The sequence below is a fragment of the Paraburkholderia sp. MM5496-R1 genome, from assembly GCF_050436205.1.
In the GTDB taxonomy this organism is placed as follows: Bacteria; Pseudomonadota; Gammaproteobacteria; order Burkholderiales; family Burkholderiaceae; genus Paraburkholderia; species Paraburkholderia tuberum.
Genome location: NZ_JBNDLT010000001.1, coordinates 625,833 through 649,397, shown reverse-complemented (window position 1 = coordinate 649,397; position 23,565 = coordinate 625,833). Strand labels below are relative to the sequence as shown.

Below are 23,565 nucleotides of genomic sequence, written 5' to 3'. Positions count from 1 at the left end.
GATGGCTCTTTTCGAAATGCTCGGCTTCGGGACCGATGGCTGGGGCGGCCTGCTCCTGCTCGGTGCGTTCATGACGGTGGTGCTGACGCTTGCGGCGCTCGCGATCGGCGCGGTATTCGGCGCGCTCGTCGCAGCGGCAAAGCTCTCGCGCTTTCGCACGGCGCGCGTGATCGGCGACTTCTACACGACCGTCTTCCGCGGCGTGCCGGAACTGCTTGTCATCTATCTGTTCTACTTTGGCGGCTCGACGCTGGTGTCCTCGATCGGGCAGTGGTTCGGTGCCGACGGCTTCATCGGCGTGCCGCCGTTCGTGATTGGCGCGTTCGCGGTGGGCATGATTTCCGGCGCGTATCAAACGGAGGTCTATCGCGCCGCCGTGCTAGCTGTCTCGCGCGGCGAACTCGAAGCTGCGCGCGCGATCGGCATGCCGACGTTCACCATGGCGCGCCGCATCCTGATTCCCCAGGTGCTGCGATTCGCACTGCCGGGTATCGGCAATGTGTGGCAGTTGAGCCTCAAGGACTCGGCGCTGATCTCGGTCACCGGTCTCGTCGAATTGCTGCGTGCCAGCCAGGTCGCGGCGGGATCGACACACCAGTACTTCCTGTTCTTCGTCGTTGGCGGAGCGCTCTATCTCGCGATGACGGGCGTTTCGAACCGTGTGTTCGGCCGGGCGGAGACGATCGTCGGCCGCTCCTTCAAGCGCAACTTCGCGCGCAACTGACGCAAGGGCGGCCTCATCATGCATATCGATTTCGATTTTCTTCTCGACACGACGCGCCAGCTCGTTGCCGCCGTGCCGACCACGCTGAGCCTCTTTTTCACCTCGCTCGTGCTCGGCGGCCTGCTTTCGCTCGTGATCGTCACGATGCGCGTCTCGCCGCACTGGCTGCCTAACCGCTTCGCGCGCGCCTATATTCTCGTGTTCCGCGGCTCGCCGCTGCTGATCCAGATGTTTCTCGTCTACTACGGGCTCGGACAGTTCGGCGTGATCCGCGAAAGCTTCCTGTGGCCCGTGCTGCGCGAGCCCTACGTGTGCGCCGTGCTCTCGCTCGCGCTGTGCACGGCGGGCTACACCGCCGAGATCATCCGCGGCGGCCTGATGGCCGTGCCGGTCGGGCAGATCGAGGCGGGTCATGCAATCGGCCTGTCGGGCTTCGCGCTGCTGCGCCGCGTGATCGGCCCCATCGCGTTGCGGCAGTGCCTGCCCGCCTATTCGACTGAAGCCGTGCTGCTCGTCAAATCGACGGCGCTCGCAAGCCTTGTCACCGTCTGGGAAGTGACTGGTGTCGCGCAACAGATCATTCAGCAGACCTATCGCACGACGGAGGTGTTCACGTGCGCTGCGCTGATCTATCTATGCCTGAATTTCCTCGTGGTGCGCCTCATCGGCCTCGTCGAGCGGCGCCTCTCGCGCCATCTGCGTGCCGCGCCCACCGTCGTGCGCCGTCCCGCCACGCAACTCGAAACCCGCCGCGTCGCGTCTTGATCGGCCCATCTTTCCGGAGAATCGTATGAACGCAGTCGCACCGGTCGCCCTGTCCGTGAGGAACATCCACAAGTCGTTCGGCGACCATCACGTGCTCAAGGGCATTTCGCTCGACGCCCACGAAGGCGACGTGATTTCGATCCTGGGTGCGAGCGGCTCGGGCAAGAGCACGTTCCTGCGCTGCCTGAACCTACTTGAGATGCCTGACGACGGCACCGTCGCGCTTGCCGGCGAAGCGCTGAAGATGAAGCGCCGCCGTGACGGCAAGCTGCAACCGGGCGACCGCCGCCAGGTGGACCGCGTGCGCTCGCAACTCGGCATGGTGTTCCAGAACTTCAACCTGTGGTCGCACATGACGGTGCTGCAGAACCTGATCGAAGGCCCAATGCGCGTGCAAAAGCGCAGCCGCGCCGAAGCGCTCGAGGAAGCCGAGGCGCTGCTCGCGAAGGTCGGCCTCGCCGACAAGCGCGGCCACTATCCCGCACATCTTTCGGGCGGCCAGCAGCAGCGCGTGGCAATCGCGCGCGCACTCGCGATGCATCCGAAGGTGATGCTGTTCGACGAGCCAACTTCGGCGCTCGATCCCGAACTCGTGGGCGAAGTGCTGCGCGTCATGCGCACGCTTGCCGACGAGGGCCGCACGATGCTCGTCGTCACGCACGAGATGGGCTTCGCGAAACACGTTTCCAATCGCGTGATGTTCCTGGATCAGGGCCAGGTCGATTCGGACGGCACGCCCGCGGAGGTATTCGGCGAACTGAAGTCGGAGCGCTTCCGCCAGTTCGTGTCGAGCCATCAGGACCGCAACGCACATTGATCCATCGTCGGGGTTCATCATGACCGTCATCCGTACCGGAAACCCGCTGGACTGGCGCGAAGTCTGCGCCGTCGCGGCAGGCGCACCGCTCGAGCTTTCCGCGCAAGCGCGCGAGCGCATTGGCGCCGCGCGCGCGCTTGTTGAGCAGATCATCGCGCGCGGCATGCGCGCCTATGGCGTGAACACCGGGGTCGGCGCGTTGTGCGACGTGGTGGTGTCGCCGGCCGAACAGCACACGCTTTCGCACAACATTTTGATGAGCCACGCGGTGGGCGTCGGCGCGTCGCTCGGCGCGCAGGAGACGCGCGCGATCATGGCCGCAGCCATCAACAATTACGCGCACGGGCATTCGGGCGTGCGCGTCGAACTCGTCGAGCGGCTCGTCGCGCTGCTCCAGGCCGATTGCCTGCCCGAAGTGCCCGCGCTCGGTTCGGTCGGCTATCTGAGCCACATGGCGCATATCGCACTCGTGTGCGTCGGCGCGGGGCACGTGAACTGGCGTGGTGAGCGCATCAGCGGCGCCGAGGCGCTGCGCCGGCTGGGGCTCGAACCCTTGTCGCTCGAAGCGAAAGAAGGCTTGAGCCTCGTGAACGGCACGCCGTGCGTGACCGGGCTCGCGGCGCTCGCGCTGCAACGCGCGCACCGGCTGCTCGACTGGGCTGACGCCGTGGCGGCGATGAGCTTCGAGAATCTCGGCGGGCAGATGGTGGCGTTCGACGCGGGCTCGCTCGCGTATCGCATCTCACCGGGCCTTGCGCAGGTCGGCGCGCGCATGCGCGCGGCGCTGCTGGGCAGCGGTCTGCTGGCGGCGGCACTCGGACGGCGTACGCAGGATCCGCTCAGCATGCGCACGATTCCGCATGTGCACGGTGCGGCGCGCGATGTGCTGGCTGCGACGGCCGAAGTCGTGAACCGCGAACTCGCCTCGACGACTGACAATCCGATCATCGCCGGCACGCCCGAGGAGCCGCGCGTGTTCTCGCAGGCGCACGCCGTCGGCGCGTCGATCGCGCTCGCCATGGACAGCCTCGCGGTTGCGGTCGCGCAGGTGGCCGCGATGGCGGAGCGGCGTCTCGATCGTCTCGTCAATCCGCTCGTGAGCGGGTTGCCCGCGTTTCTCGCGCAAGCGAGCGGCACCCGCTCGGGCTTCATGATCGCGCAATACACGGCGGCGGCGCTGGTCGCGCAGAACCGCCGCGAGGCCGCGCCCGCGAGCCTCGACGGCGGTGTGACGTCCGGCTTGCAGGAAGATCACCTTTGCCACGCCACGCCGGCCGCGCTCAAGGCGCTGGCCGTCATCGACAACAGCGGCCGCATATTTGGCATTGAACTGCTTGCCGCGGTTCAGGCATACGACCTGCAGCCTATCGTGGCCGAGCGCGCGCCGTATACGCAGGCGTTGTATAGCCAGGTTCGCGCTGTCTTGCCGACCTACCGTGACGACCGTCCGCTTGCGGACGACATGACACGCGCATTCCACATGATCATGGATGATGGTCCGCCGCCGTTGCCCGGCCCGCTGACGGTCCGGCCCTCACGGGATTTCTGCATTCCGGCACCAACGGACTGCGTGGCGGGCAGCGCGGCGGCCTCGGCGAACGATGCTTTGCCCGGGGCGGTCGGTACTTGAGGCCGGCGTCGCGCGGCGCGCGCAAATCGTTCACGGTGCAACCAGGACAGTCATGACTGAGGCGGCGCAGGCGGGTGGAGAGGCGAAGCGGTTGAAGCCGCAGCGCAAGCTTGCGCCAGCATACGAATAGATCAAGCGCTATGTAATCGAGCGCATAGCCGATGGCACCTGGAAGCCTGGAGACGCAATCCCTTCGGAAACCGAGTTGGTCAAGGAGTCCGGAGTCGCACGCATGACCGTTTCGCGCGTGTTGCGCGAGTTGAGCGCACAACGTGTGCTCACGCGGCGGTATCTTTGAGCCCGAGCTTCGCCAGGTTGAATTGGCCTTTGCGAATGCGATGCGTCAACTCAATGCCTGCCAGAGTGATCGCGGCGTTCCTGAAACGGTTGAAGCCGAGCATGACATTCGTCCGCTTGGCAATTCAGATTTTTCTCTGCTTATACTCACTGTCACCTGAACGGCTCACGCCCAGGTCCCACGCTGCACGCCGACAAAAAACCACGACGTCAGTCGACAACACGGCACGCGACTCACTTTTCGCAACCGCAGTTCTTACATATCAGGTGGGACCTCTTATGCTAAATCGTGCTTTTGGTGCAGCGATTTCATCGTTGCTCGTGGCAGGCGCGGCAGTTGCACCGGCCATCGCGCATGCCGACGACAGCTTCGCGCGGGACGACGGCGCGTCGCATGGCCGGCCGGTCAAGGTGATGATCATTTCGATGTTCGGTCCGGAAGGCCAGGTGTGGCTCGATCATCTCGGCCCGTGGCAGGACATCACCGTCGCGGGCCTGTCTCCTGACTACCCTGCCGTACACTGCAATCGCCAGGAGGTCTGCGTGATGACGACGGGCATGGGGCACGCGAATGCCGCCGCGTCGATCATGGCGCTGACGTTCTCGCCGCGTTTCGACTTGCGCCATACGTACTTCATGGTGGCGGGCATCGCTGGTATTGATCCGCTTCAGGGCACCGTCGGTTCCGCTGCGTGGGCGAACTGGCTCGTCGACTTCGGGATTCAATGGGAAATCGACGGACGCGAAATTCCGCCTGGCTGGAATACCGGTTATCTCGGCATCAACACGACGGGCCCGACGCAGAAGCCGCCGCTCGACTATCGCACCGAAGTGTTCCAGCTCAATCCGGCGCTTTCGAACGCGGCATTCGCGCTGTCGCGCAACGTGACGCTGACCGACGACGCACAGGCGCAGGCTGCCCGTGCCAAATACAACTATGCGCCCGCGAACCGTCCGCCGACCGTGATCCAGTGTGACACGCTGGCGGGCGATACCTGGTGGTCGGGCACCGATCTCGGCGAGCGCGCGCGGCAATGGACGAAGATCCTGACCGACGGCAAGGGCACCTATTGCACGACGCAGCAGGAAGACAACGCCACCTTCGAGGCGCTGACGCGCGCGGCGACCGTGCATCGCGTTGACCTGAACCGTGTCGCGGTGCTGCGCGCTGGCTCGGACTTCGACCGGCCGTACGCGGGCCAGTCGAGCGCGGACAATCTGCTCAACTACTCGTCGCAGGGCGGCTTCACGATCGCGATCGACAATCTGTTCCTCACGGGCAATCCGCTCGTGCAGGACATCGTCACGCATTGGGGCGAGTGGCGCGACGGCGTACCGCAGCGGTAGCGCGTTTGCGGCGTGGTGAAGGGTACCGCGTGCCGGTCTGCACAGCGCTCGTGTCCACCGTTGTCGTCAGTTGCTGCGGCGGCCGCTGCGCGGGCGGTGGCGGCTCCGCGCGCGGCATGATGCGAACATAAGGCCGCGATGCGCCATGCTCATCGGCGTCCCCAGAACCTGCGCTGCACCTGCATCACTTCTTCCTCGACCTCGGCCACGGGTCCAACCAGTTCAATGCGCTTCTGGCAATGGTCGAAGACATACCGCGACGACACACTCATCGTCGAATTCTCTGCATGATTGCCCGTGGCTTGCAGCAGGCGCTCTTCCGTCATTGCAAACACCACCCGCCCAATGTTGGCCCAATATGCCGTGCCTGCGCACATACAACATGGCTCAACCGTCGTATAGAGCGTGCAACCCCACAAGAATTGCGGCGTAAAGTTGAGCGCGGCGATACGCGCGAGCACCGCTTCCGCATGATTGACGGAATCGACATTGCCCTGTTCTATTAGAACCGACTCCTGATCAGGCCCGACGAGTATGGCGCCAAACGGGTGACGGCCCAACAGCATCGCACGTTCTGCGATGACGCTTGCATGACGCAGATGGCGGACGATCTGCTCGCGTGTCGGCGCGAGCCCCTGCTCAGGGAACGCCGACGCGTTCTGTTTCGGAGAAGTGACAAGGCTCAAAGTGTGTCTCCTCCACGTTGGCTGGGTTACTTCGGCAACGTGCCCTCGACCCCCTGCACGAACCAGTTGAGCCGCAGCAGCTCGGCGTCGGGCAGCGACGTGCCGGCTGCCACCTTGATCGCGCCATTCTGATCCCTGATCGGGCCGGAGAACGGATCGAATCTGCCCGCGATAATGTCGTCGCGCTTTTGCGCCAGCGCCTTTTGCGCGGCAGGCGATACGGCTGCAGTGTTGATGTCAGCGAGGTCGATTGCTTTTTCCTTGAGACCCCACCACGTCGGCGCGTTGGTCCACGTGCCGGATTGCACCTGTTCGATCAGGTGAGAGTAGTAGACGCCCCAGTAGCTCACGCATGCGCCCAGTTGGGCATTCGGGCCGAACTTCTTCATGTCCGAGTCCCAACCGAACGCGTGCACTTTCTTCTGCTCGGCAGTCTGCATTGTCGCCGTCGAATCGGTGTTCTGGATCAGCACGTCGGCTCCCTGGCCGATCAGCGTTTCGGCCGCCTGTTTCTCCTTGCCTGGATCGAACCAGCTATTGATCCATATGACCTTTACCTTCGCATTCGGATTGATGGAACGCGCACCCATTGTGAAAGCGTTAATGTTGCGCACCACTTCCGGGACCGGCACCGAGGCGACGAAGCCGAGCGTATTCGTCTTCGTCGTATAGCCGGCGACGAGCCCAGCCAGATAGGCGCTCTGGTACGTGCGCACGTCATAGGTCGCAAAGTTCGTGGCCTTCTTGTATCCGGTCGCATGCTCGAAGACGACGTCGGGATAATCCTTTGCAGTCTTCAGTTCGAAGTCCTGGAATCCGAAGCTCGAGCCCACGATAATCTTGTTGCCCTTGTTCGCGAGGTCGCGAAACACGCGCTCCGAGTCAGCGGATTCGGGTACGTTCTCGACGCGCGTGACCTTGATCTTGTCACCGAACCTCGCTTCGATCGCCTTCACACCCTGTTCGTGTGCGTAGGTCCAGCCAGCGTCACCGGGGTTGCCGAGGTAGACGAACGCGACGCCCATCGGCACCGCGGCGGTGGCAGTGGGGCTCAATGCGACATAGATGCCAAGCGCGGCTAAAAGCGTAACCGCAGGGCGCAGTGAGCGCACCACCGCGCGAGCGAAGTTTGTTCTCATGGAGTCTCCGAAGATAGGGAACGGGAAGGAGACGACGCCAGTCGTCCAGACGACTGGCTGCGTCGCGTCAGCGATGATGGTGAGTCAATATCAAGGCCGAAATATCGATTCGTTATGTGTCGTATAACGGAATGGATATGAAGCCATTGGGAAATTGGCCTGCGGATCGCGGAGTTCGAATAGGAGACCGCGATCGTCGTGTGGGCCAGCGACAGGCCGCGCTCGGACATCATTGTCGGATGATGAGATCGGGGGGCAACACTTTAACCGATTCACCTTCACTATTTGCACCAGAACCGTCGCCTGTATCGCCAGCAAGAGCCAGCACTTCCGTCCACGATTGTGCCGACTTTGACACGGGCCCCTGAGCATAGATCAATGCCGAGGCGAGAGTGGCACGTACGCGCATTTCGGTGTCTGAGTCCACCGAGGCAGGGGGCAGTTCTTCAAGCGCATCGATGGCCTGCTCAGCACGCGTGCGGCATTCGTGAATCAGGCCCGCATCGAGCAGCGCCTCTGTGAGACCTGCCGCGAGCTCGACTCCAATCCGCGTATCGCCATGCTGTGAGAACGCCCAATCGAAAGCGCTGCGTGCATCATCCAGCGACTGCCGGAAATCGATTTCCAGGTCCAATTGTTCAGCGAGACTGTCAGCCAGACACGGTCGCAAGCAATGGGAGACATAGCGTGCATGGCGCGCCGCGATCAGCCTCTGCTCGCCTTGCGCATGCAGCTTCTCCAGCGCATAGGCACGTGCCGAATCGGAAAGGCGATACCTGCTTACCGGCCCCTCCAGCTCAATGTTGACGAGCGATTTCGCCACCAGATCGCCGATGCCGCCGATCGCGTCCGCCACAGCGTATTTCTCGTCGCACACCACCGCGCACATCGCATCGAACGTAAAGCCGCCGCTGAATACCGCGAGGCGCCTGAACAGTAACTGATGGCATGGATTCAGGATGAAGAAACTCCAGTCGAACGTCGCACGTAAGGTTTGATGGCGTGGCAGAGCGGTCCGGTAGCCGCCCGTCAGCAAACTGAAACGGTCGTGCAGATAGCGATGAACACCCCCAATGCCGAGGCCAGCGACGCGCGCCGCTGCCAGCTCGATCGCCAAAGGAATGCCGTCCAGCCGGCGGCAGATCTCGCCGATGAGATGAATTTCCTCGCAGCCGGCGTATGCATACCGTTGGATTGAATTGACGCGCAGCAAAAACAACTTTACCGCTGAAAACTGGACGATCTCCGCATGGGTTGAATGCGAAGGCGGCACGTCGAGCGGCTCGACCCGGTACACCGTCTCTTGCATCAGGCGAAGCGGTTCACGACTCGTTACCATCACACGCAGAATTTCGCTTGCCGCTACGAGTGCGTCGACGATCCGCGCGACCGCGTCGATCACATGCTCGGCGTTATCCAGCACGAGGAGCAGACGTTTGCCGGAAACCGCCGCAGCCAGTTGCGCAATGTCGACTGCAGCATCGAGCGTGGACAGCCCGCATGCTTCGGCGACCTCGCATAGGACCGCATCTTCGGTTGTTGCCGTGGCAAGGTCGACAAAACACACAGCGCGGGAAGAATCGTTCGATGCCTGCCGTGCTACCTCTATCGCCAGGCTCGTCTTCCCTATACCGCCGGCTCCAGTGAGCGTCAATACCTGCGTAGTCTGGAGCAACATGCTGATCTGCCGAACGGCCGCGTCGCGGCCTGTGAGGCGGGTTTCGCGTAGCGGCAGGCTACGTCTGAAGGCTCGGGACTCGACCGCAGGAGCCGGGCTCTCAACGGGTCGTCGTCGCAACTGATACCCGCGACCAGGGATCGTGACAATCAGGTTGCGATCCTCACCAAGTATTTTGCGTAACGCGGACAGATGGACCTGGATATTGTTTTCTTCGACGACGGTTTTCGGCCAGACACTATCCAACAATTCGTCTTTCGTAACGAGTCGTCCAGCGGCCGACACGAGCACGGCAAGAATATCGAAGGCGCGAGATCCGACAGGTACGAGCGTGCCGCTTTGGTGCAGCGTCCGCATCTCCAAATCGATCTGAAACCGGCCCAGGTCGATCATGCTGGTGCCGTAATTCGCGGGTCGCTCGGTAACCGTCATGTTTGTGCTCGCATTGATCGAGGTGAGTTGCGCGCCGGCTTTATGCCGGTGTCAGTCGCATTCCGGCTAAGCAGAGTAGTTGCCCGTCTGGTCTGCGGAAGCCTGAACGTCGCGGCGTATGTATCCAGAAACAGCCTGTTTGATTTATTAAATCTCCGTGACATTGGAGAAAGTTTTGTCTCACCAGACTCGACAGCGCGCCTGCGCCCTCCGGCGGCTGTATTCCCTCGCGAAGGAATTGAGGATTCTGACGGACCGAGTCTGCCAGCTTTACTTTTGTTCACAAACTGGTCTATAAACAAAATTCTTTTGAAAAGAAATCAAGAATGAATATCACCCTCGACGAATTGGCGACTTTCATGGCCGTGGTCGATACCGGCTCGATGACGGCAGCTGCCCAACATCTCGACCTGACAGTGTCGGCGGCCAGCCGGACGCTGGGGCGCCTCGAGGAAAAGCTGAAAACGACCTTGATGCGCCGGACCACGCGCAGGATGGAGCTGACCGAGGAAGGGCGCGCGTTCCTTCAACACGCGCGCGCCATCATCGATTCCGTGGAAAGCGCGGAGGAACAGATGGTCGCGCGGCGGGAAAACCCATCGGGGCTCCTGCGGATCAATGCAGCGTCGCCTTTCATGCTGCACGTGATCGCACCGCTTGTGCAAGGCTACCGCGTGCGCTATCCGCACGTTCACCTGGAGCTGAACACGAACGACGGCATCATCGATCTACTCGAGAGCCGCACCGATGTCGCTATTCGAATTGGCCGGCTCAAGGATTCGACGCTGCATAGCCGGCTTGTTGGCAGTAGCCGCATGCGTGTTCTTGCGAGTCCCGACTATCTTGAGGCGCACGGACATCCGCGCGAGGTCGCTGACCTTGGCAAGCACGTACTGCTGGGCTTTACTCAACCGGAGTCGCTCAATGTCTGGCCGTTGCTCGGTGCCGACGGTGAGCCGTACCGTATCGAGCCGGTGGCAAGTTCATCGAGCGGCGAGACGCTTCGTCAACTGGCGCTCGAAGGCGTGGGCGTTGTCTGCCTGTCGGATTTCATGACCGACCGGGACCGCGAAACAGGGCGTCTCGTGCAGATCCTCGCCCGTCAGACCAAGGACGTCCGTCAGCCAATCCATGCTGTCTATTACCGCAATACAGCCGTTTCTTCGCGAATAGCGTCGTTCATCGATTATCTGATGGGCGAGATTGGAGGCAACGGGGCGACTCAGCATCAGACTGCGTGGGCGCGTCAAGCTTAGCCCGGATCGACTACAGCCCGTGCCTGGCTATTTGCGAGGTTTAACGTTTCCAGTCGCTTGAACGTCCGTTACGGAGAAATCCAACTGTCCCTTGTGGGTCGGGATGGGCCGATCAGCGTCGGGCAGAGGTCGGCGGCGGATTCAACCGGTGGATGCAACACAATGAACGTCGCATGAGCGGCGGGAGTGTTGCAAATGAAACAGAGGCGCCGGATCTATTACAGCGAAAGCCAGAAGGCGTTGATGTGGGAACGCTGGCGTAGTGTTCGTCGTTGGTCCAGTGCAGAGTGCCGGACCGGTATCAGACATGGTTGCTTCTGTTCGCGGCCTCATGCTTCGGTCTCGTAAAGCAGACCGTAGCTTCCGCTCGTTCGCTTTATTCGCGCGAAGCCGAGTTCCCCCAAATGCATACCGGCGATCAAAAGTCCCTCCGAGCTGACCAGGTCCAGAAGCCGTGAACGTGTGGTGGCTGCCAGGGAAGGGTCTTGATCGAATGCAATCGATACGTCTGGCCGTTTAATCTGGATGTGAGGAAAATGAACAATATCTCCCCAAACAAGCAGGCCCTGATCATGGGATTCGAGAAGATATCCGGAGTGTCCATCTGTGTGTCCCGGTAGCGGCATCGCTCTGATACCGGGCAGCACTTCGCCCTCGTCGAAAGTACGGAGCTTGTCGCGGTAGCCGTCGAACACTTGACGGGCTATCAGGAAGTTACCGCGGGCACGCTCGCTGGCACGGCTTAGATTTCCGTCATCCTGCCAAAATTCGACCTCTCGCTGATGAGCAACAAGTTCCGCATTCGGAAAGGTAACTTGTCCGGCTGTGTCCACGTCCTCCGACATTGAGCTACCTCGATGCCACCGAGCAGGATGCGTGCGCACCGGAAATTCTTGAACCCGAGCATGGAGCGGGTACGCCGTTTAATCGCGCGGGGGTCCTGTTCGATGATATTGTTCAAGTACTTCGTCTGCCGGATCTTGATGGGCGTTTCGCGCTCGGCGTTGATGGCTTGCAACGCTGCCATATTGGCGCCGCTTTTGTCGATCGTCACAGTCTCGGGTTCGCCATTCAGGGCCATCGACTTTTCGAAATACCGCCGCGCCGCAGTCTTATCCCGATGGGCCCGTAACAGAAAGTCGATGGTGTTGCCGGCCTTGTTGACGGCGCGATACAGGTATTTCCATTGGCCCTTGACCTTGATGTAGGTCTCGTCGACGCGCCAGCTCTTGCGCACGGGGCGTTTGTGGCGGCGAAACGCTTTTTCCAGCACCGGCAGCAGCTTGAGCGCCCAACGGTGCACGGTTGAATGATCCACTGAGATGCCTCGCTCGGCCATCATTTCTTCGAGGTTTCGCAGGCTAAGCAGATAGGCCACATACCAGCGAACACAAGTCAGGATCACATCAAGCGGGTAATGCAGGCGTTTGAGCACGCGGGCAACGGTCGGATTCAGAGTCTTCATCAAGCTTTCAGTCGTTCATCTGTTCCGCACATCATAGGCGACTGCCTTATTGCAACAGAACCGGTCCGCCGGACGGAAAAGTAAAGCGCAAAAGCCATTCGCGCTGGGCTTCGTGTCGACGCCGAACGTGCAGCGTTGCATACACCCGTTCCATCGTCCGACACCGCTGCTGATCCCACGACGGAAGGCTCGTCCGGATTAGGCGAAGCCGTGCACGAAGCACGTCTGTGGCGCGACGACGGCTGGACCGCGCGCGTCATCAAGAACGAAGACGACGAAGGCTGGGCCGTCGAAATGATCAAGGACGGCGAAGCGGAACCGGCGCTCGTCGGGCCGTGCACGGTGGGCCGCAACAAGAAGGATCCGAAACCCCTCGACACGTCGGCGTTCAACACGCTGGTGAAGACCGCCTCAGAAGTCCTGCGCCGCCATGAGCAGCAACTGCGTGCGCAACTCCATAAAGAAGTGCGGGTGGCGAGCGCGGACGGTAACGACGAACTCGACATCACGCTGGACATCGTTGCGGACGACATCGAACCGTACGCGCTGCTGACCGCGCTCGACACCTTCGGCGAGCAGTCGGCGCAAGTGCAGGTCGCGCCCAGCTTCAAGCTCAGCAAGGCGAGCGCCGTGGCCTGGGTCGAAAACGAATTTCGCCGCCCGGGCTAGAGGCGGGGCAGGCCGGCTGACCAGGCTGATTCAAAAATTACTAACGCCTGTCAATATTCTTTCATATTAACTTCATAGAATCCTCGCGTCATAGCGGCGCGAGCGTGAACCAATTGGTTTGGGGCTGACTGCGTGCCGGCTGTGCATTCACCCACGCTACCCGAACCCTGGATCACGACAACATGGCAGAGCCGTTCGACATTTCCCGCCGCAAGGCCCTGAAACTACTTGCCGGTGCGCCGATGCTGCCGCTAGGCGGCATCGCCACGGCGTCGATGCTGACCGCTTGCGGCGGCGATCTGGCGACTCCGTCGGCCAATTCCACCACGCCTACTACGCCTGCCACCCCGGTCGCGAACTTCACTTCGGCGTCTTTCACCAGCATGCCGGCGCCGTCGCTCGCCAATCCGTCGCTGATGGCAACCACCACGGTCGGCTCAGGCCTGACGGTTTCGTATTCCGACGGCTCCCAAAAGGCTTACAAACTCGCGTACCAGCCGTTCTTCATGACCGGCGATCTGGTCCCGGACGGCAACGGCGGCACCGTGCTGGCAGGCGGGTACTTCGACATCAACAACCAGCCGATCGACGACGATTCGGTGCCCGCGCAACGGCGCCAGTTCTTTTCGGACTCGCCGGACGGTACGTCGCTGCTGAAGATCGATGGCGCGAAGGTCGCCGGCGTAAAGGGCAACACGGTGTTCGCCGTGGTCCAGTTCGAATACACGACGCGCTCGCAGTCCGGCAGTGACATGTATGGCCGCCTCCCGTCGCCGATCGCGGTGCTGACGCTGGATCAGGATCCGGCCACCGGCAAGTTGACGCTCGTCAAGTATCACAACGTCGACACGTCGCCCGCGAATGGACTGTGGATTACCTGCGGCGCGAGCCTGTCGCCGTGGAACACGCATCTGTCGAGCGAGGAATACGAGCCGGATGCGTTCACGGCCAGTTCGAGCAATCTGGCGCAGTACAAGGCGTTCAACGATAACCTGTACGGCAACGCGAACATTGCTTTCAACCCGTATCTCTATGGTCATCTGCCGGAAATCACGGTCAAGGCGGATGGCACCGGCTCGGTCAGAAAACACTATTGCCTCGGGCGCATTTCGCACGAACTGGTGCAGGTGATGCCGGACAACCGCACGGTCCTGATGGGCGACGACGCGACCAACAGCGGCCTCTTCATGTTCGTGGCGGACAACGAGAAGGACCTGTCGGCCGGCACGTTGTATGTGGCGAAAGTGGGCGCGGGCTTCTCGGTCGATCCGGCCGCGGCGGGCGCGGACCTGACGTGGATCAAACTGGGTCACGCGACGAGCGCGGAAGTCGAGGCCATGGCTAAGTCGAATCGGCCGCAGGACGTCATCGACGTCAAGTGGACCGATCCTGCCGACGCTAACTACCGGAAGATCTTCGCCGGCGGCACTGCGCAGTGGGTCAGGATCATGCCGGGCAAGGAGAAGGTTGCGGCTTTCCTCGAAACCCATCGCTACGCTTACCTGGCGGGCGGCAGCATGGGCTTCACGAAGATGGAAGGGACGACGGTCAACATCAAGGACAAGATCGCGTACTCCGCTTTGCAGAACATCGTCGACTCGATGGTGAAGGGCAACGCGAAGGGCTGGAACCCGGAGAGCAACATTTCCGTCGACGCCGCGATCAACGCCGGCGGCGTGCTTCAGCACAAGCTCGCGGGCGGCCAGAAGGATAACCAGGGTGCCGCGATCAACAGCGAGTGGGTGCCGGTGCACACCAGCGCGCTGCTGGTCGGCAAGGACATCGCCGCCGACGCGCTCGGCAACAAGGCCGACCCGGAGTTGGTCGCCAACCCGGACAACCTGAAATTCTCGGAGAAGCTGCGCACGCTCTTTATCGGCGAGGACAGCGGCTACCACGTGAACAATTTCCTTTGGGCGTACAACGTCGACACGAAGCAGCTCACGCGTCTGCTGTCGACACCCGCCGGCGCCGAATCGACCGGTCTGCATGCGGTCGACGAACTCAACGGCTGGACCTACATCATGAGCAACTTCCAGCATGCCGGCGACTGGGGCAGCCAGCATACGCAGGCGCTCAGGGACACGCTCGATCCGCTTGTGCGCGCGAATTACAGGGATCGCTTCGGCGCGTCGGTCGGCTATCTGACAGCAGACCCGACATCGATCAAGCTGGTGTGACGGCAAGGCTCGCAGAGATCCTCGCAAGTCTCATTGTGGGGAAATTGATGGCGCGTTGATCCGATACGAAAAGCACGGTTCGCGAGCGGTTCATCGCCCCCTCTCTGGAGGGGGTTTTTTATTGGAGCCGGGAGGCAAAGTTGTGTGTTCGCAAGACACTCTTCGAACTGTGACATAGACCTGCATTCAGGCAACTGCGTGGTGATAGTCAGCGACTACGGGGCGGATTGCCAGCCAGATAGCCGGCTTCGACGAGCCACGCGAACAGCGCGTTGATGATCACCATCGCCTGGTACTGGCTACTCGGCCGGAGCGTCCTGTAGAACGGCCGCCAGCGCGGATCATGGCGCGGGTATTTGCGCCCGCCGTCGGCGACCCAGCGCGCGTGCGGCAACGGGTCTTTCAGGAATTGCCGGAAGAGTTGCAGGTCTTCGTGCGTGAGCGACGACAGCGGCTTGCCCAGTTGCACGATCGCCCATAGCAGCAGCCGTTCGGCTTCCTTGCGGTAATTCTCGAAGGTGGTCTTTTTGTCGGCGACCCGCGCGAGCCATGCGCGGACCGCATTCAGGTCGTCGTGGGCGGCGATCTGTGAATGCCCGCGCGCCCGGTTGCTGCCATCGCGGCCGTCGAGGTCGGCGGACAGTTCAAGCGCATCGAGGGGCGTCCTGCCCGACGAAACCCGCCTCTCGGCTGAAATCGACCGCCTGAAAGGCGAATTCCCGAAGACCCGCGAGCTGTACCGCGAAGTCTGCGCGCTCCTGTTCTTCCGCTTCGGGATCACGCCGACCGCGAACCGGCTTTACCAGTTGGTCAAGCGCGGCAGCATGAGCACGCCGACCCAGGTGCTCGGTGAATTCTGGGCCGAACTGCGCGAAAAGAGCCGGGTGCGCATCGACCACCCCGACCTGCCCGCCGATCTGGGGCCGGCTGCCGGCGAACTGGTCGCGGCGCTCTGGACCCGCGCAACCGCCTCTGCCGAAGCCGCGCTCGACGCGCTGCGCGACGAGGTCGAGGCGCAACGCGTTGAGGCGCAACGGTCGGTCGTTGCTGCCCGCGACGAACTGGGTCGCGTCGGGACCGCGCTCGAACAGCGCACGGCGGCGCTCCTTGCCGCGCAGGTCGAGGTGCGCGAACTGGAAAAGGCGCAGGCCGAGGGCCACGCGGCGCGGCAGGCGTGCGAGGCCGAGGTGGTCCGGCTCAAGGCCGAGGCGCTCGTGCGCGACCGTGAACTGGACAAGGTGCGCGAAGGTTTCTCGCGGGATCTCGGGAAGCTGCGCGAGAGCGCGGAACGCGCCGACGAGCGCCTGCGAGCGTCGGAAAAGCGCGCGCTGCTGGAGATCGACCGCGAGCGGGGTACGGCCGCGAAGCTGCAGAAGGACCTCGATGCCGCGGTGAAGCGGGCCGACAGTCGCGGGGCGGACCATCACCGGGCGGTCGAGGCGCTGCAGGCGCAGCTCGGGGACGTGCGTCACCAGGCGGGCGTGCTGCAGGGACGGCTCGGTGCCGTGCTGGCCACGAACGTCACGCTGCAGCAACAACCGGCGGCACTGCGGCAGGCGGACACTCGCGACGCCCGCCCAGCCCGCGCGAAGTCCGCCTCCACCGCGGCGCGCCCGGTGGCGACACGCCCTTCGCGCGCGCCGCGCGTCACGCCCGCGCCAGCCAGCCAGACCGTAGTGCACCGCAAGCGGGGAAAGAGGGATGGAAAATAGAACCCGCCCGCGCAAGAGACGGAAGGCCCCGGTCTGTCCGCCGATCGGCGCGCTGATGCGCTATGGCGAGCGGACCGTGCGCATGATCATCGAGTCGGTGCACGAAGACGGCAGCACCTTCCGCAGCACGGTGAAGTGGGCTAATCTGGCCGCTCTTCACGATCAGCTCTTCTGAGCGGGATGAACATGCAGCAGCCCACCATTCAGCAGCTCGACATTTTCGCCGACAGCCGTGATGTCATGTTGCGTAACGACGTGCTGGAGCCGCTGCAGCGGCGCGATGCGGTGGCGGCGCGAACGGCACTGGAGCTGCTCGCCGGCGAATATCCGGACGATGGCGCGCTCCCAGCGATGAGCGTGCTGGTTCGTGAGCTGGAACGCGGATCGCCCACGCCCTTTTCTGATCACGAGACGCTGGCCAGCGCACGCCGGCATCTCGAGGACGAGGTCGTACTTGCCGCCCGGCGGGTGCTGCCCGCGCAGAATGTTCAGTCGTGGCTCAGGCCGTGCTGGCGAGCGCTTGCTCAGCGGGCTGAATCGCTACCGTTTCGTACCGCCGACGCAGACAGTCACGCCGTGCCGCTGTGGCTTCTGGCGGGCGACGGGGCGGCTGCGATTGAAGCAGTCGAAGCCATCGAGTCCTGGTCGCGCATCCCGGCACCGCTTGCGTGGATGACCGAGGCACGCTACCGGGCGGCTGGCCTGGATGCGGCGTGGCCGCTGCTCGCGCAGTTGGCGTGGCTGGCGCCGGCGAGGTTCGTGGCGTTGTTGCCCACCTTGGGTGATGCTTCGCTGGACGCGCTGCGCCGGCGCTTCGATGCCGAATTCCCTGGCACCGGCGAGGTCGACGACTATTCCTGGTTTCCGGCATGGCTGCTGTTGGTGAAGCCGGCGCTCGCCGGCAGGTTAGGTGAGGCGCGCGTACAGCGTGACCAGGCGGCATCGCGCGCGACGGCCCTGCTCGGGGAGATCCGGCGCCGGGAGCACGAAGGCGACCAGCATGAACTCATCGGGCTGCGCCAGGAGCTCAGCCGGCTGCATGCGGGCCTGTTCGACACCTACATGGCGACACGGAAAGTGCAGCACCGTTGATCGGTGAGCGAGGCCGCGAATGGTCACATCGGGCAGTCGTCCTGCAATCATTCGCGAGATGCGACCCGGGGGCGGACGGTTCGCCCGGGCGAGGAGACGGCCGCGCGGCCGAACAGGTATCCGTAATTGTCTCCGCACTGCGGAGACAATTCGGACGCTCGCCGGCGCAAGCCCCGGTGACGGGTTTGAAGACAGATTGGGCCGTCCGCGGGCAGTTTTAACGCGGCGGTAGCCGCACACCTGAGCATGAAAGTATGAACGACCTTACGCCTTCCTCCTTGCTTGACGAAGTCCGACAGCTGATCGATTCGGCGCGCGAACGGGCCGCCGTTGCGATCAATGCAGAACTGACACTGCTGTACTGGCAGGTGGGGCATCGTATTGAGGCAGAGGTATTGCGGGGCGCCCGCGCGGAGTACGGGCAACAGGTGATCGGATCGTTGGCGCGTCAGCTTACCGCCGAATACGGGCGCGGCTGGAGCGACAAGCAGTTGCGCCACTGCATGCGTTGTGGGTCTTGCGGAGGTTTTTGCCGACGAAGCGATTGTCTCCGCAGTGCGGAGAGAATTGAGCTGGACGCACCTGAAGACGCTGATCTACATCGACGACGCGGTGAAGCGTGATTTTTATATTGAGCTTGCCTGTGTCGAACGCTGGTCCACGCGGCAGTTGCAGGAGCGCATCGACTCAATGCTTTTTGAGCGCAGTGCAATCTCGCGGAAACCCGAAGACGCAATCCGGCGGGATCTCGCGATGCTGAGGGACGAACGACGTGTGCCTCCCGACGCGTTGCTGAAGGACCCGTATGTGCTGGATTTTCTTGGTCTCAACGATCACTACCTCGAAAAGGATCTGGAGGATGCGATCCTGCGAGAGATGGAGCAGTTCCTTCTCGAACTTGGTGCTGGTTTCACGTTTGTGGCTCGTCAGAAACGCTTGCTGATTGATCACGACGATTTTTACATTGATCTTCTCTTTTACAACCGCAAGCTTCGAAGGCTTGTTGCAATCGAACTCAAGCTGGGCGCGTTCAAGGCCGAATACAAGAGTCAGATGGAGCTTTATTTGCGCTGGCTCGCGAAACATGAACAGGAGCCAGACGAGGAACCGCCGCTCGGCATTATCCTGTGTGCAGGCAAGAAGCAGGAGCAGATCGAGCTGCTCGAACTCGATAAAAGCGGTATCCATGTCGCAGAGTATCTGACTGTGCTGCCGCCACGAGAGCAGTTACAGGCGAAATTGCACCAGTCAATTGAAGCCGCAAGATCACGGCTCCAGGACAAGCGGCGCGAATGATTCGATCGCCAGGATCCGGCGACTGGGTTCTGTCGCGATAACAATCGCAGCTTGAGCAAAAGCTGATATGAGTAGGACTACTCACGCTGCCAAAGAATAGAATTGCTCGGCTGCAGTCGAGGCGACGCCGTCGTCACACATCTGCCCCTTGCGGTTCATGTGCGCGATCTCTATGCCAGACAGGATGATGCGCGCACAGCGGAATTCCTTGAACCCCAGCATCGGTTTGATGATGCGTTTAATGGCACGGTGATCCTGCTCGACGACGTTGTTCAGGTATTTGTTTTGACGGACCTTGATCGGTGTTAAACGCACGGCATTGAGCGCTTCAAGCGCAGCCAGGTTGGTGCCGCTCCTGTCCACGGTAATTGTCTCGGGCTCGCCGTTCTGCTCAATCGTTTTCTCGAAGTAGCGGCGAGCTGCAGCCTTATCGCGATGGGCGCGCAGCAGGAAATCGACAGTGTTGCCCGCCTTGTCGACGGCACGGTACAAGTATTTCCAGTTGCCTTTGACCTTGACGTAGGTCTCATCGACGCGCCAGCTTTTGCCCACAGGCCGTTTGCGTTGGCGGAATGCTTTTTCAAGCACCGGCAGCAGCTTGATAACCCACCGGTGCACGCTCGAATGATCCACCTCAATACCCCGCTCAGCCATCATTTCCTCGAGGTTACGTAGGCTCAGTGAGTACGCCACGTACCACCGCACGCACAGCAGGATCACGTCCAGCGGGTAGTGCAGCCGCTTCAGTACCTTGCCAATGCCAGCGGGCAGCGTCTTGCGCGGCGTCTTCGTCTTTGCCATCATGGTTGTCATGCGTTGCGGTCGACGCATTTTACTTGACCGCGTTAATGCGACAAAACCTCGAATGGAGCCTTGTCGTTGAGAGTTGAAAAGCGGATGAGGCACTACGTGGGCAGACGAATGAAAGCTCTCCGCAATAGACTGTACTTCCCAATCCTGATCTTTGCGACGGCAATGCCGCACCAATCCATGCCCCCATTCTTTGATCGCTGTGTGCGTCTCGTTGTCGGCGCAACGCTCTCTGTTTCACTTGCCGCCTGCCACCATGAAGAGCCATGGAAGCTCACGGACGTCCAGGGGCATTTGCCCGATCTGGATTTCGCGCTGACCTCCGACGCCGGCAAGCAGATTAGCCAGGCGAACCTGGCAGGTGATGTCACACTCGTCTACTTCGGCTACACGCATTGCCCGGACGTATGCCCGGAGACGCTGGCCAAACTGGCCCAAGTGACGCATCAACTTGGCGGCGCCGCACAGCATGTGAAGGTCCTGTTCGTGAGTGTCGACCCGGCGCGGGACACGCCCGCAGTGATGCATGCGTATGTCGATGCGTTTGACGCAAAGCACGACGTCGGCCTGACCGGTTCCGAGAGCGCGATCAAGGCGCTCGCGCAACGCTATCGCGTCGCGTACCAGGCTGACAAGCCCCGCGCGAACGGTGGATACGAGGTAACCCATAGCTCGGCGATCTACATATTCGATGCGAAAGGGCACGCACGCCTGATCGGTGCGGACGACGATCCGGTCGACGCATTTGTGCACGATCTGCGTCAATTGGCCGACGAGACCTGACGACAGGCGCCCGCGACGGTGCTGAAGAGGCCGCGAACGAGCCCGCGCACCCACGGTGTTTTCAACAGATAGAGTCGGACGTACGTCGGAGATTCCGGCCACATTCGCCCGGGGGAGCGCTTGTTGTCGCCGCCCGAAGTTCCACGCATACCACCGCGTTCAGCTGGTCAATAACCGGCTACGACCAGAATCCCTATGCACGCTCAACGCAAGGTTTCCTGGCATACAAGTGTGTGGCGCCAGTAGCATCGTGGATCACGCCACCGCTTGAGCAGGCTGGACCTCGACCGTGACATGGGACAACCCCTTAAAGCGCCGGAGCACCGCATGATGCCATCTTCGAAGATGGAAACGGCAAACACACCGGACGGAGCGAAGATCTTCTGCGCCTCGTCTTCGTAACCATGCCCGTGGTGGTCGCCGAGCAGCCACGCGCTCGCCAGGTTGACCAACAGGCCCACCGGGACGCGCCAGGCACGCGATCATTGCGATTGGCTCGTGCCGCGTTGGCGTCCGGTCACCAGGAAGAAGCAGGCATACTTTTTCCTGACGTGATCGGCTGCTTCTGGCCGGACACAGCATCGTGTGAGAAGAATATGCGCCGCGTGCTTCAGATGCTGCGAGCGACGCTACGCGAATCCGCCGGCCAACAAGTGACGTTCGCGAACGTCACTTTCAGTCGTTTTGTCCGCACCGGGCAGTCTCGGCCTGCTGCCACACGGAGCCCATTTATAACGTGACGCAGGATACGGCCCACCTCACTGCCCCGTTACTCAGCGTACCGTATGGACGCCCGCTCGCGTTTAAGTTCGTGTGCGTCACGCTCGCGGTGCTGCTGGGCGGCTACGACCGGATGATCCACTTGCCGCGCTCGCAGGCCGCGACGGCAGATGGCGGTCCCGCTTACCCTGACGCGCAACGCGGCTTCGACCGTCTGCTGGCCGTCGAAGCCGTCGCCATGCTGGCGGTACTGGCGGCCGCCGGCGTGCTTGGCCACACGGCGCCCTCGGGCGAATAGGCCTGGTTACGTTAGAGCCATCGCTCGCATCACCCGGGTATCCGAACCCCGACAGTCCGTCGCTTCGACGAACGTGGATCAGGCTCACTAATGATCGAGAGCCGGCAGTTCGCGCTAATGAACGCCCGTAGTGTGAATCCGCGCCTTTCCGGCCAGCATCAATGGTCTATTCTTGATGCCAGTAGCCGTTGAAGGCGAGGTGACGGCGCGAGGCGTGTAAAGGCGCAAGGAGGCTAACGTGAGCTACAAACTCGACGGCAGTATTCTGGAAGTGTGTAATTGCAACGTACTTTGCCCTTGCTGCATAGGTGAGGACGCCGACAATGGCAGCTGTTGCGCCGCGATCGCCCACCACTTCGACAAGGGCTCGATCGATGACATTGAGGTCTCTGGATTGACGGTGGCCTGTGCCACCTTCATTCCTGGCAATATCCTGCAGGGCAACTGGCAGGTAGCCGTGTACATCGATGACCGGGCCACCGATGTCCAGTTTGAGGCGCTCTCCAGCGTCTACCGGGGCGAGCGCGGCGGCCCGCTGGCCGACTTCGCCCATATGTACGGAAAAATCGTCTCGATCGAGCGCGCGCCCATTATCTTCGACCTTCAGGGCGGTAAAGGCAAACTCGATATTGGCGTGGACATTCATGCGGAACTCGAGCCGTACTGGAGTCCGAGCGGCGCCCCCGCGGTGCTTCTCGGTAATTCCATTTCGACGACACCATGCTCCCCGGCGATCATCAGCAAAGCGAGCGCTTACCGGATGAAAAACCCTCTGCTCAAGGTCGACCTCAACCTGACGGGTCATAACGCCACCCAAGGCCATTTCAACTTCCAGGCCTGACTCTCCTCCAACGGCCACCGAGCCTCGCGATGAAGTCCGCTTCAAGTCCGCTTCGCGCTCAGGGCTTTTCCGCCATTGCTAGCCGGGCTGGTGCTTTCGGCCTGGCTGGCACTGTGGGGATTGGATGAAGGACCGTATTCACGCTATCTGAACCATACCGGTTGAATCCGCCAACCCGTCGCGGCCGTTCGACCTGGCTCCGATCGAAGGGCTACCTTGAAGGTGCAGCCGCCATCGCTCGGTTGCGGATAGCTAATCGCCCAATTCGACCCTTCGTACATAGCCTTTTCGTCGCGCCTGGATCCCGGCCACGTTAATGTGTCGAGAACCATTGGTCGACTTCGATATCCCGATGACCCCTGGCAGGAGACGGGCAACCTTGGCATTTCCGTGCATGCGGCGGTGCGTCATCTATTGGCGACGTGACTCTTTGGAATGCAAAAATGCAGGCATCCGAGTTGACCGACGACCAGGTCGCGGAACGGGTAGAGATGTTCCGGCAGATGGGCGATCCTACCCGCCTGAAAATAATTGCAGCATGCCTTCGCGTGCCGATGTGCGTTTCCTGCATCGCGGCAAAATATGGCTTGGCGCAAACGCTCGTCAGCCATCACCTGCGGCTTTTGCAGCCCGGGTGCTGCGCGCCGATCGGTGCGGAAAACAGATTTTCTGTGTAGCAACTGACGACCACGTAAAGCGTGTCATCAGCGACGTGGCTGAACACGAGTGTGAGCATCCGCCATCCGAATTTGATGAGCCACCGAAGGAGGAATGACGCGTTTTGCAGCTGACCTGCAAGGCAAGCCCCGATGTTTTGCGGCTATCGAAACCACCGCGCCGGTTAATTAAAGCATAGACGCGTTGACTTCATCGGGGGTATGGCATCATCTAGACGGAAAAAAGGGGCGTTGACTTCGGCGTGCGTAAG

Annotated in this window: 20 protein-coding genes and 5 pseudogenes; 17 read left to right on the top strand and 8 right to left on the bottom strand. The window is 61.8% G+C overall.

What is annotated here, in order from left to right; all coding sequences use genetic code 11:
• The first annotated feature begins 1 nt into the window (after position 1).
• The 5 genes and pseudogenes from OKW38_RS03335 to OKW38_RS03315 all read left to right on the top strand — a co-directional run.
• Positions 2-724, top strand: a complete 723-nt coding sequence (locus tag OKW38_RS03335) for an ABC transporter permease (RefSeq protein WP_429332769.1) — start codon at positions 2-4, stop codon at positions 722-724.
• 18 nt (positions 725-742) lie between these two features.
• Positions 743-1,489, top strand: coding sequence for an ABC transporter permease (locus tag OKW38_RS03330; RefSeq protein ID WP_184012210.1), 747 nt, complete (start codon positions 743-745; stop codon positions 1,487-1,489).
• 25 nt (positions 1,490-1,514) lie between these two features.
• Positions 1,515-2,306, top strand: a complete 792-nt coding sequence (locus tag OKW38_RS03325; RefSeq protein WP_429359962.1) for an ABC transporter ATP-binding protein — start codon at positions 1,515-1,517, stop codon at positions 2,304-2,306.
• A 19-nt stretch (positions 2,307-2,325) separates the two neighbouring features.
• A complete protein-coding gene (locus OKW38_RS03320; protein WP_429359960.1) occupies positions 2,326-3,936 on the top strand; it encodes an HAL/PAL/TAL family ammonia-lyase in 1,611 nt (536 codons plus the stop codon).
• Positions 3,937-4,066: 130 nt separating this feature from the next.
• A pseudogene (locus tag OKW38_RS03315) lies at positions 4,067-4,222 on the top strand (GntR family transcriptional regulator); the annotation flags it as partial.
• Here OKW38_RS03315 and OKW38_RS03310 read toward each other — a convergent pair.
• A pseudogene (locus tag OKW38_RS03310) lies at positions 4,215-4,358 on the bottom strand (IS6 family transposase); the annotation flags it as partial. The pseudogenes OKW38_RS03315 and OKW38_RS03310 sit on opposite strands and share 8 nt — an antisense overlap.
• A gap of 154 nt (positions 4,359-4,512) precedes the next feature.
• Here OKW38_RS03310 and OKW38_RS03305 point away from each other — a divergent pair.
• Positions 4,513-5,580, top strand: coding sequence for a purine-nucleoside phosphorylase (locus OKW38_RS03305; RefSeq protein ID WP_429359958.1), 1,068 nt, complete (start codon positions 4,513-4,515; stop codon positions 5,578-5,580).
• 149 nt (positions 5,581-5,729) lie between these two features.
• On the opposite strand, the gene OKW38_RS03300 is transcribed toward OKW38_RS03305, so the two are convergent.
• From OKW38_RS03300 to OKW38_RS03290, 3 genes are all read right to left on the bottom strand, one after another.
• Entirely contained in the window at positions 5,730-6,266 is a 537-nt protein-coding gene (locus OKW38_RS03300; RefSeq protein ID WP_429359956.1) for a nucleoside deaminase, read from the bottom strand.
• A 26-nt stretch (positions 6,267-6,292) separates the two neighbouring features.
• Positions 6,293-7,405, bottom strand: coding sequence for a BMP family ABC transporter substrate-binding protein (locus tag OKW38_RS03295; RefSeq protein WP_429359954.1), 1,113 nt, complete (start codon positions 7,403-7,405; stop codon positions 6,293-6,295).
• Between the two features lie 229 nt (positions 7,406-7,634).
• Positions 7,635-9,515, bottom strand: a complete 1,881-nt coding sequence (locus OKW38_RS03290; RefSeq protein WP_429359952.1) for an ATP-binding protein — start codon at positions 9,513-9,515, stop codon at positions 7,635-7,637.
• 326 nt (positions 9,516-9,841) lie between these two features.
• Here OKW38_RS03290 and OKW38_RS03285 point away from each other — a divergent pair, with 326 nt between their 5' ends.
• Positions 9,842-10,771, top strand: a complete 930-nt coding sequence (locus OKW38_RS03285) for a LysR family transcriptional regulator (RefSeq protein WP_187619893.1) — start codon at positions 9,842-9,844, stop codon at positions 10,769-10,771.
• A gap of 329 nt (positions 10,772-11,100) precedes the next feature.
• Here OKW38_RS03285 and OKW38_RS03280 read toward each other — a convergent pair.
• Positions 11,101-11,604 (bottom strand): annotated as a pseudogene (locus OKW38_RS03280) (MBL fold metallo-hydrolase); the annotation flags it as partial.
• Positions 11,514-12,236, bottom strand: coding sequence for an IS6 family transposase (locus tag OKW38_RS03275; protein ID WP_429359950.1), 723 nt, complete (start codon positions 12,234-12,236; stop codon positions 11,514-11,516). The pseudogene OKW38_RS03280 and the gene OKW38_RS03275, both read right to left, overlap by 91 nt.
• A 135-nt stretch (positions 12,237-12,371) precedes the next feature.
• Here OKW38_RS03275 and OKW38_RS03270 point away from each other — a divergent pair, with 135 nt between their 5' ends.
• Entirely contained in the window at positions 12,372-12,905 is a 534-nt protein-coding gene (locus OKW38_RS03270; RefSeq protein WP_429359948.1) for a hypothetical protein, read from the top strand.
• A 182-nt stretch (positions 12,906-13,087) separates the two neighbouring features.
• Positions 13,088-15,085 carry a PhoX family protein gene (locus OKW38_RS03265; protein ID WP_090811175.1) on the top strand — a complete coding sequence of 666 codons (1,998 nt, stop codon included), beginning with the start codon at positions 13,088-13,090 and terminating at the stop codon, positions 15,083-15,085.
• Positions 15,086-15,308: 223 nt separating this feature from the next.
• Here the strand turns inward: OKW38_RS03265 and OKW38_RS03260 are convergent.
• Positions 15,309-15,782: pseudogene (locus OKW38_RS03260) on the bottom strand (tyrosine-type recombinase/integrase); the annotation flags it as partial.
• Between OKW38_RS03260 and OKW38_RS03255 the strand changes: the two are divergent.
• The 4 genes and pseudogenes from OKW38_RS03255 to OKW38_RS03240 all read left to right on the top strand — a co-directional run bounded on the left by OKW38_RS03255 (position 15,697) and on the right by OKW38_RS03240 (position 19,185).
• Complete coding sequence (locus tag OKW38_RS03255; protein ID WP_429360673.1) at positions 15,697-16,797, top strand: DNA-binding protein; 1,101 nt, start codon at positions 15,697-15,699, stop codon at positions 16,795-16,797. The pseudogene OKW38_RS03260 and the gene OKW38_RS03255 overlap by 86 nt on opposite strands.
• Positions 16,787-16,972, top strand: coding sequence for a hypothetical protein (locus tag OKW38_RS03250; protein WP_429359946.1), 186 nt, complete (start codon positions 16,787-16,789; stop codon positions 16,970-16,972). Before OKW38_RS03255 ends, OKW38_RS03250 begins: the two co-directional genes overlap by 11 nt.
• 5 nt (positions 16,973-16,977) lie before the next feature.
• A complete protein-coding gene (locus tag OKW38_RS03245; RefSeq protein ID WP_429359944.1) occupies positions 16,978-17,889 on the top strand; it encodes a hypothetical protein in 912 nt (303 codons plus the stop codon).
• A gap of 254 nt (positions 17,890-18,143) precedes the next feature.
• A pseudogene (locus tag OKW38_RS03240) lies at positions 18,144-19,185 on the top strand (PDDEXK nuclease domain-containing protein).
• An 81-nt stretch (positions 19,186-19,266) separates the two neighbouring features.
• Here OKW38_RS03240 and OKW38_RS03235 read toward each other — a convergent pair.
• Positions 19,267-19,989, bottom strand: a complete 723-nt coding sequence (locus OKW38_RS03235) for an IS6 family transposase (RefSeq protein WP_429332855.1) — start codon at positions 19,987-19,989, stop codon at positions 19,267-19,269.
• Between the two features lie 117 nt (positions 19,990-20,106).
• On the opposite strand from OKW38_RS03235, the gene OKW38_RS03230 reads away from it, so the two are divergent.
• From OKW38_RS03230 to OKW38_RS03215, 4 genes are all read left to right on the top strand, one after another.
• The gene (locus OKW38_RS03230; protein WP_429359942.1) at positions 20,107-20,778 is read left to right on the top strand and encodes an SCO family protein; all 672 of its coding nucleotides are present in this window, start codon (positions 20,107-20,109) and stop codon (positions 20,776-20,778) included.
• 736 nt (positions 20,779-21,514) lie between these two features.
• Positions 21,515-21,796 (top strand): CopD family protein, encoded by a 282-nt coding sequence (locus tag OKW38_RS03225; RefSeq protein ID WP_429359940.1) that lies wholly within the window; start codon positions 21,515-21,517, stop codon positions 21,794-21,796.
• 238 nt (positions 21,797-22,034) lie between these two features.
• The gene (locus OKW38_RS03220; RefSeq protein WP_184071866.1) at positions 22,035-22,637 is read left to right on the top strand and encodes a DUF1326 domain-containing protein; all 603 of its coding nucleotides are present in this window, start codon (positions 22,035-22,037) and stop codon (positions 22,635-22,637) included.
• A gap of 443 nt (positions 22,638-23,080) precedes the next feature.
• Positions 23,081-23,314 (top strand): ArsR family transcriptional regulator, encoded by a 234-nt coding sequence (locus OKW38_RS03215; RefSeq protein WP_244145027.1) that lies wholly within the window; start codon positions 23,081-23,083, stop codon positions 23,312-23,314.
• Positions 23,315-23,565: the final 251 nt, after the last annotated feature.

Bases quoted from the DNA above. Each gene is read 5' to 3' on its own strand.
- OKW38_RS03250 (WP_429359946.1), top strand. From the start codon at position 16,787: ATGGAAAATAGAACCCGCCCGCGCAAGAGACGGAAGGCCCCGGTCTGT.
- OKW38_RS03305 (WP_429359958.1), top strand. From the start codon at position 4,513: ATGCTAAATCGTGCTTTTGGTGCAGCGATTTCATCGTTGCTCGTGGCA.
- OKW38_RS03290 (WP_429359952.1), bottom strand. From the start codon at position 9,515: ATGACGGTTACCGAGCGACCCGCGAATTACGGCACCAGCATGATCGAC.
- OKW38_RS03330 (WP_184012210.1), top strand. From the start codon at position 743: ATGCATATCGATTTCGATTTTCTTCTCGACACGACGCGCCAGCTCGTT.
- OKW38_RS03285 (WP_187619893.1), top strand. From the start codon at position 9,842: ATGAATATCACCCTCGACGAATTGGCGACTTTCATGGCCGTGGTCGAT.
- OKW38_RS03325 (WP_429359962.1), top strand. From the start codon at position 1,515: ATGAACGCAGTCGCACCGGTCGCCCTGTCCGTGAGGAACATCCACAAG.
- OKW38_RS03320 (WP_429359960.1), top strand. From the start codon at position 2,326: ATGACCGTCATCCGTACCGGAAACCCGCTGGACTGGCGCGAAGTCTGC.
- OKW38_RS03235 (WP_429332855.1), bottom strand. From the start codon at position 19,989: ATGATGGCAAAGACGAAGACGCCGCGCAAGACGCTGCCCGCTGGCATT.
- OKW38_RS03245 (WP_429359944.1), top strand. From the start codon at position 16,978: ATGAACATGCAGCAGCCCACCATTCAGCAGCTCGACATTTTCGCCGAC.
- OKW38_RS03215 (WP_244145027.1), top strand. From the start codon at position 23,081: ATGCAGGCATCCGAGTTGACCGACGACCAGGTCGCGGAACGGGTAGAG.
- OKW38_RS03275 (WP_429359950.1), bottom strand. From the start codon at position 12,236: ATGAAGACTCTGAATCCGACCGTTGCCCGCGTGCTCAAACGCCTGCAT.
- OKW38_RS03230 (WP_429359942.1), top strand. From the start codon at position 20,107: ATGAAAGCTCTCCGCAATAGACTGTACTTCCCAATCCTGATCTTTGCG.
- OKW38_RS03335 (WP_429332769.1), top strand. From the start codon at position 2: ATGGCTCTTTTCGAAATGCTCGGCTTCGGGACCGATGGCTGGGGCGGC.
- OKW38_RS03265 (WP_090811175.1), top strand. From the start codon at position 13,088: ATGGCAGAGCCGTTCGACATTTCCCGCCGCAAGGCCCTGAAACTACTT.
- OKW38_RS03295 (WP_429359954.1), bottom strand. From the start codon at position 7,405: ATGAGAACAAACTTCGCTCGCGCGGTGGTGCGCTCACTGCGCCCTGCG.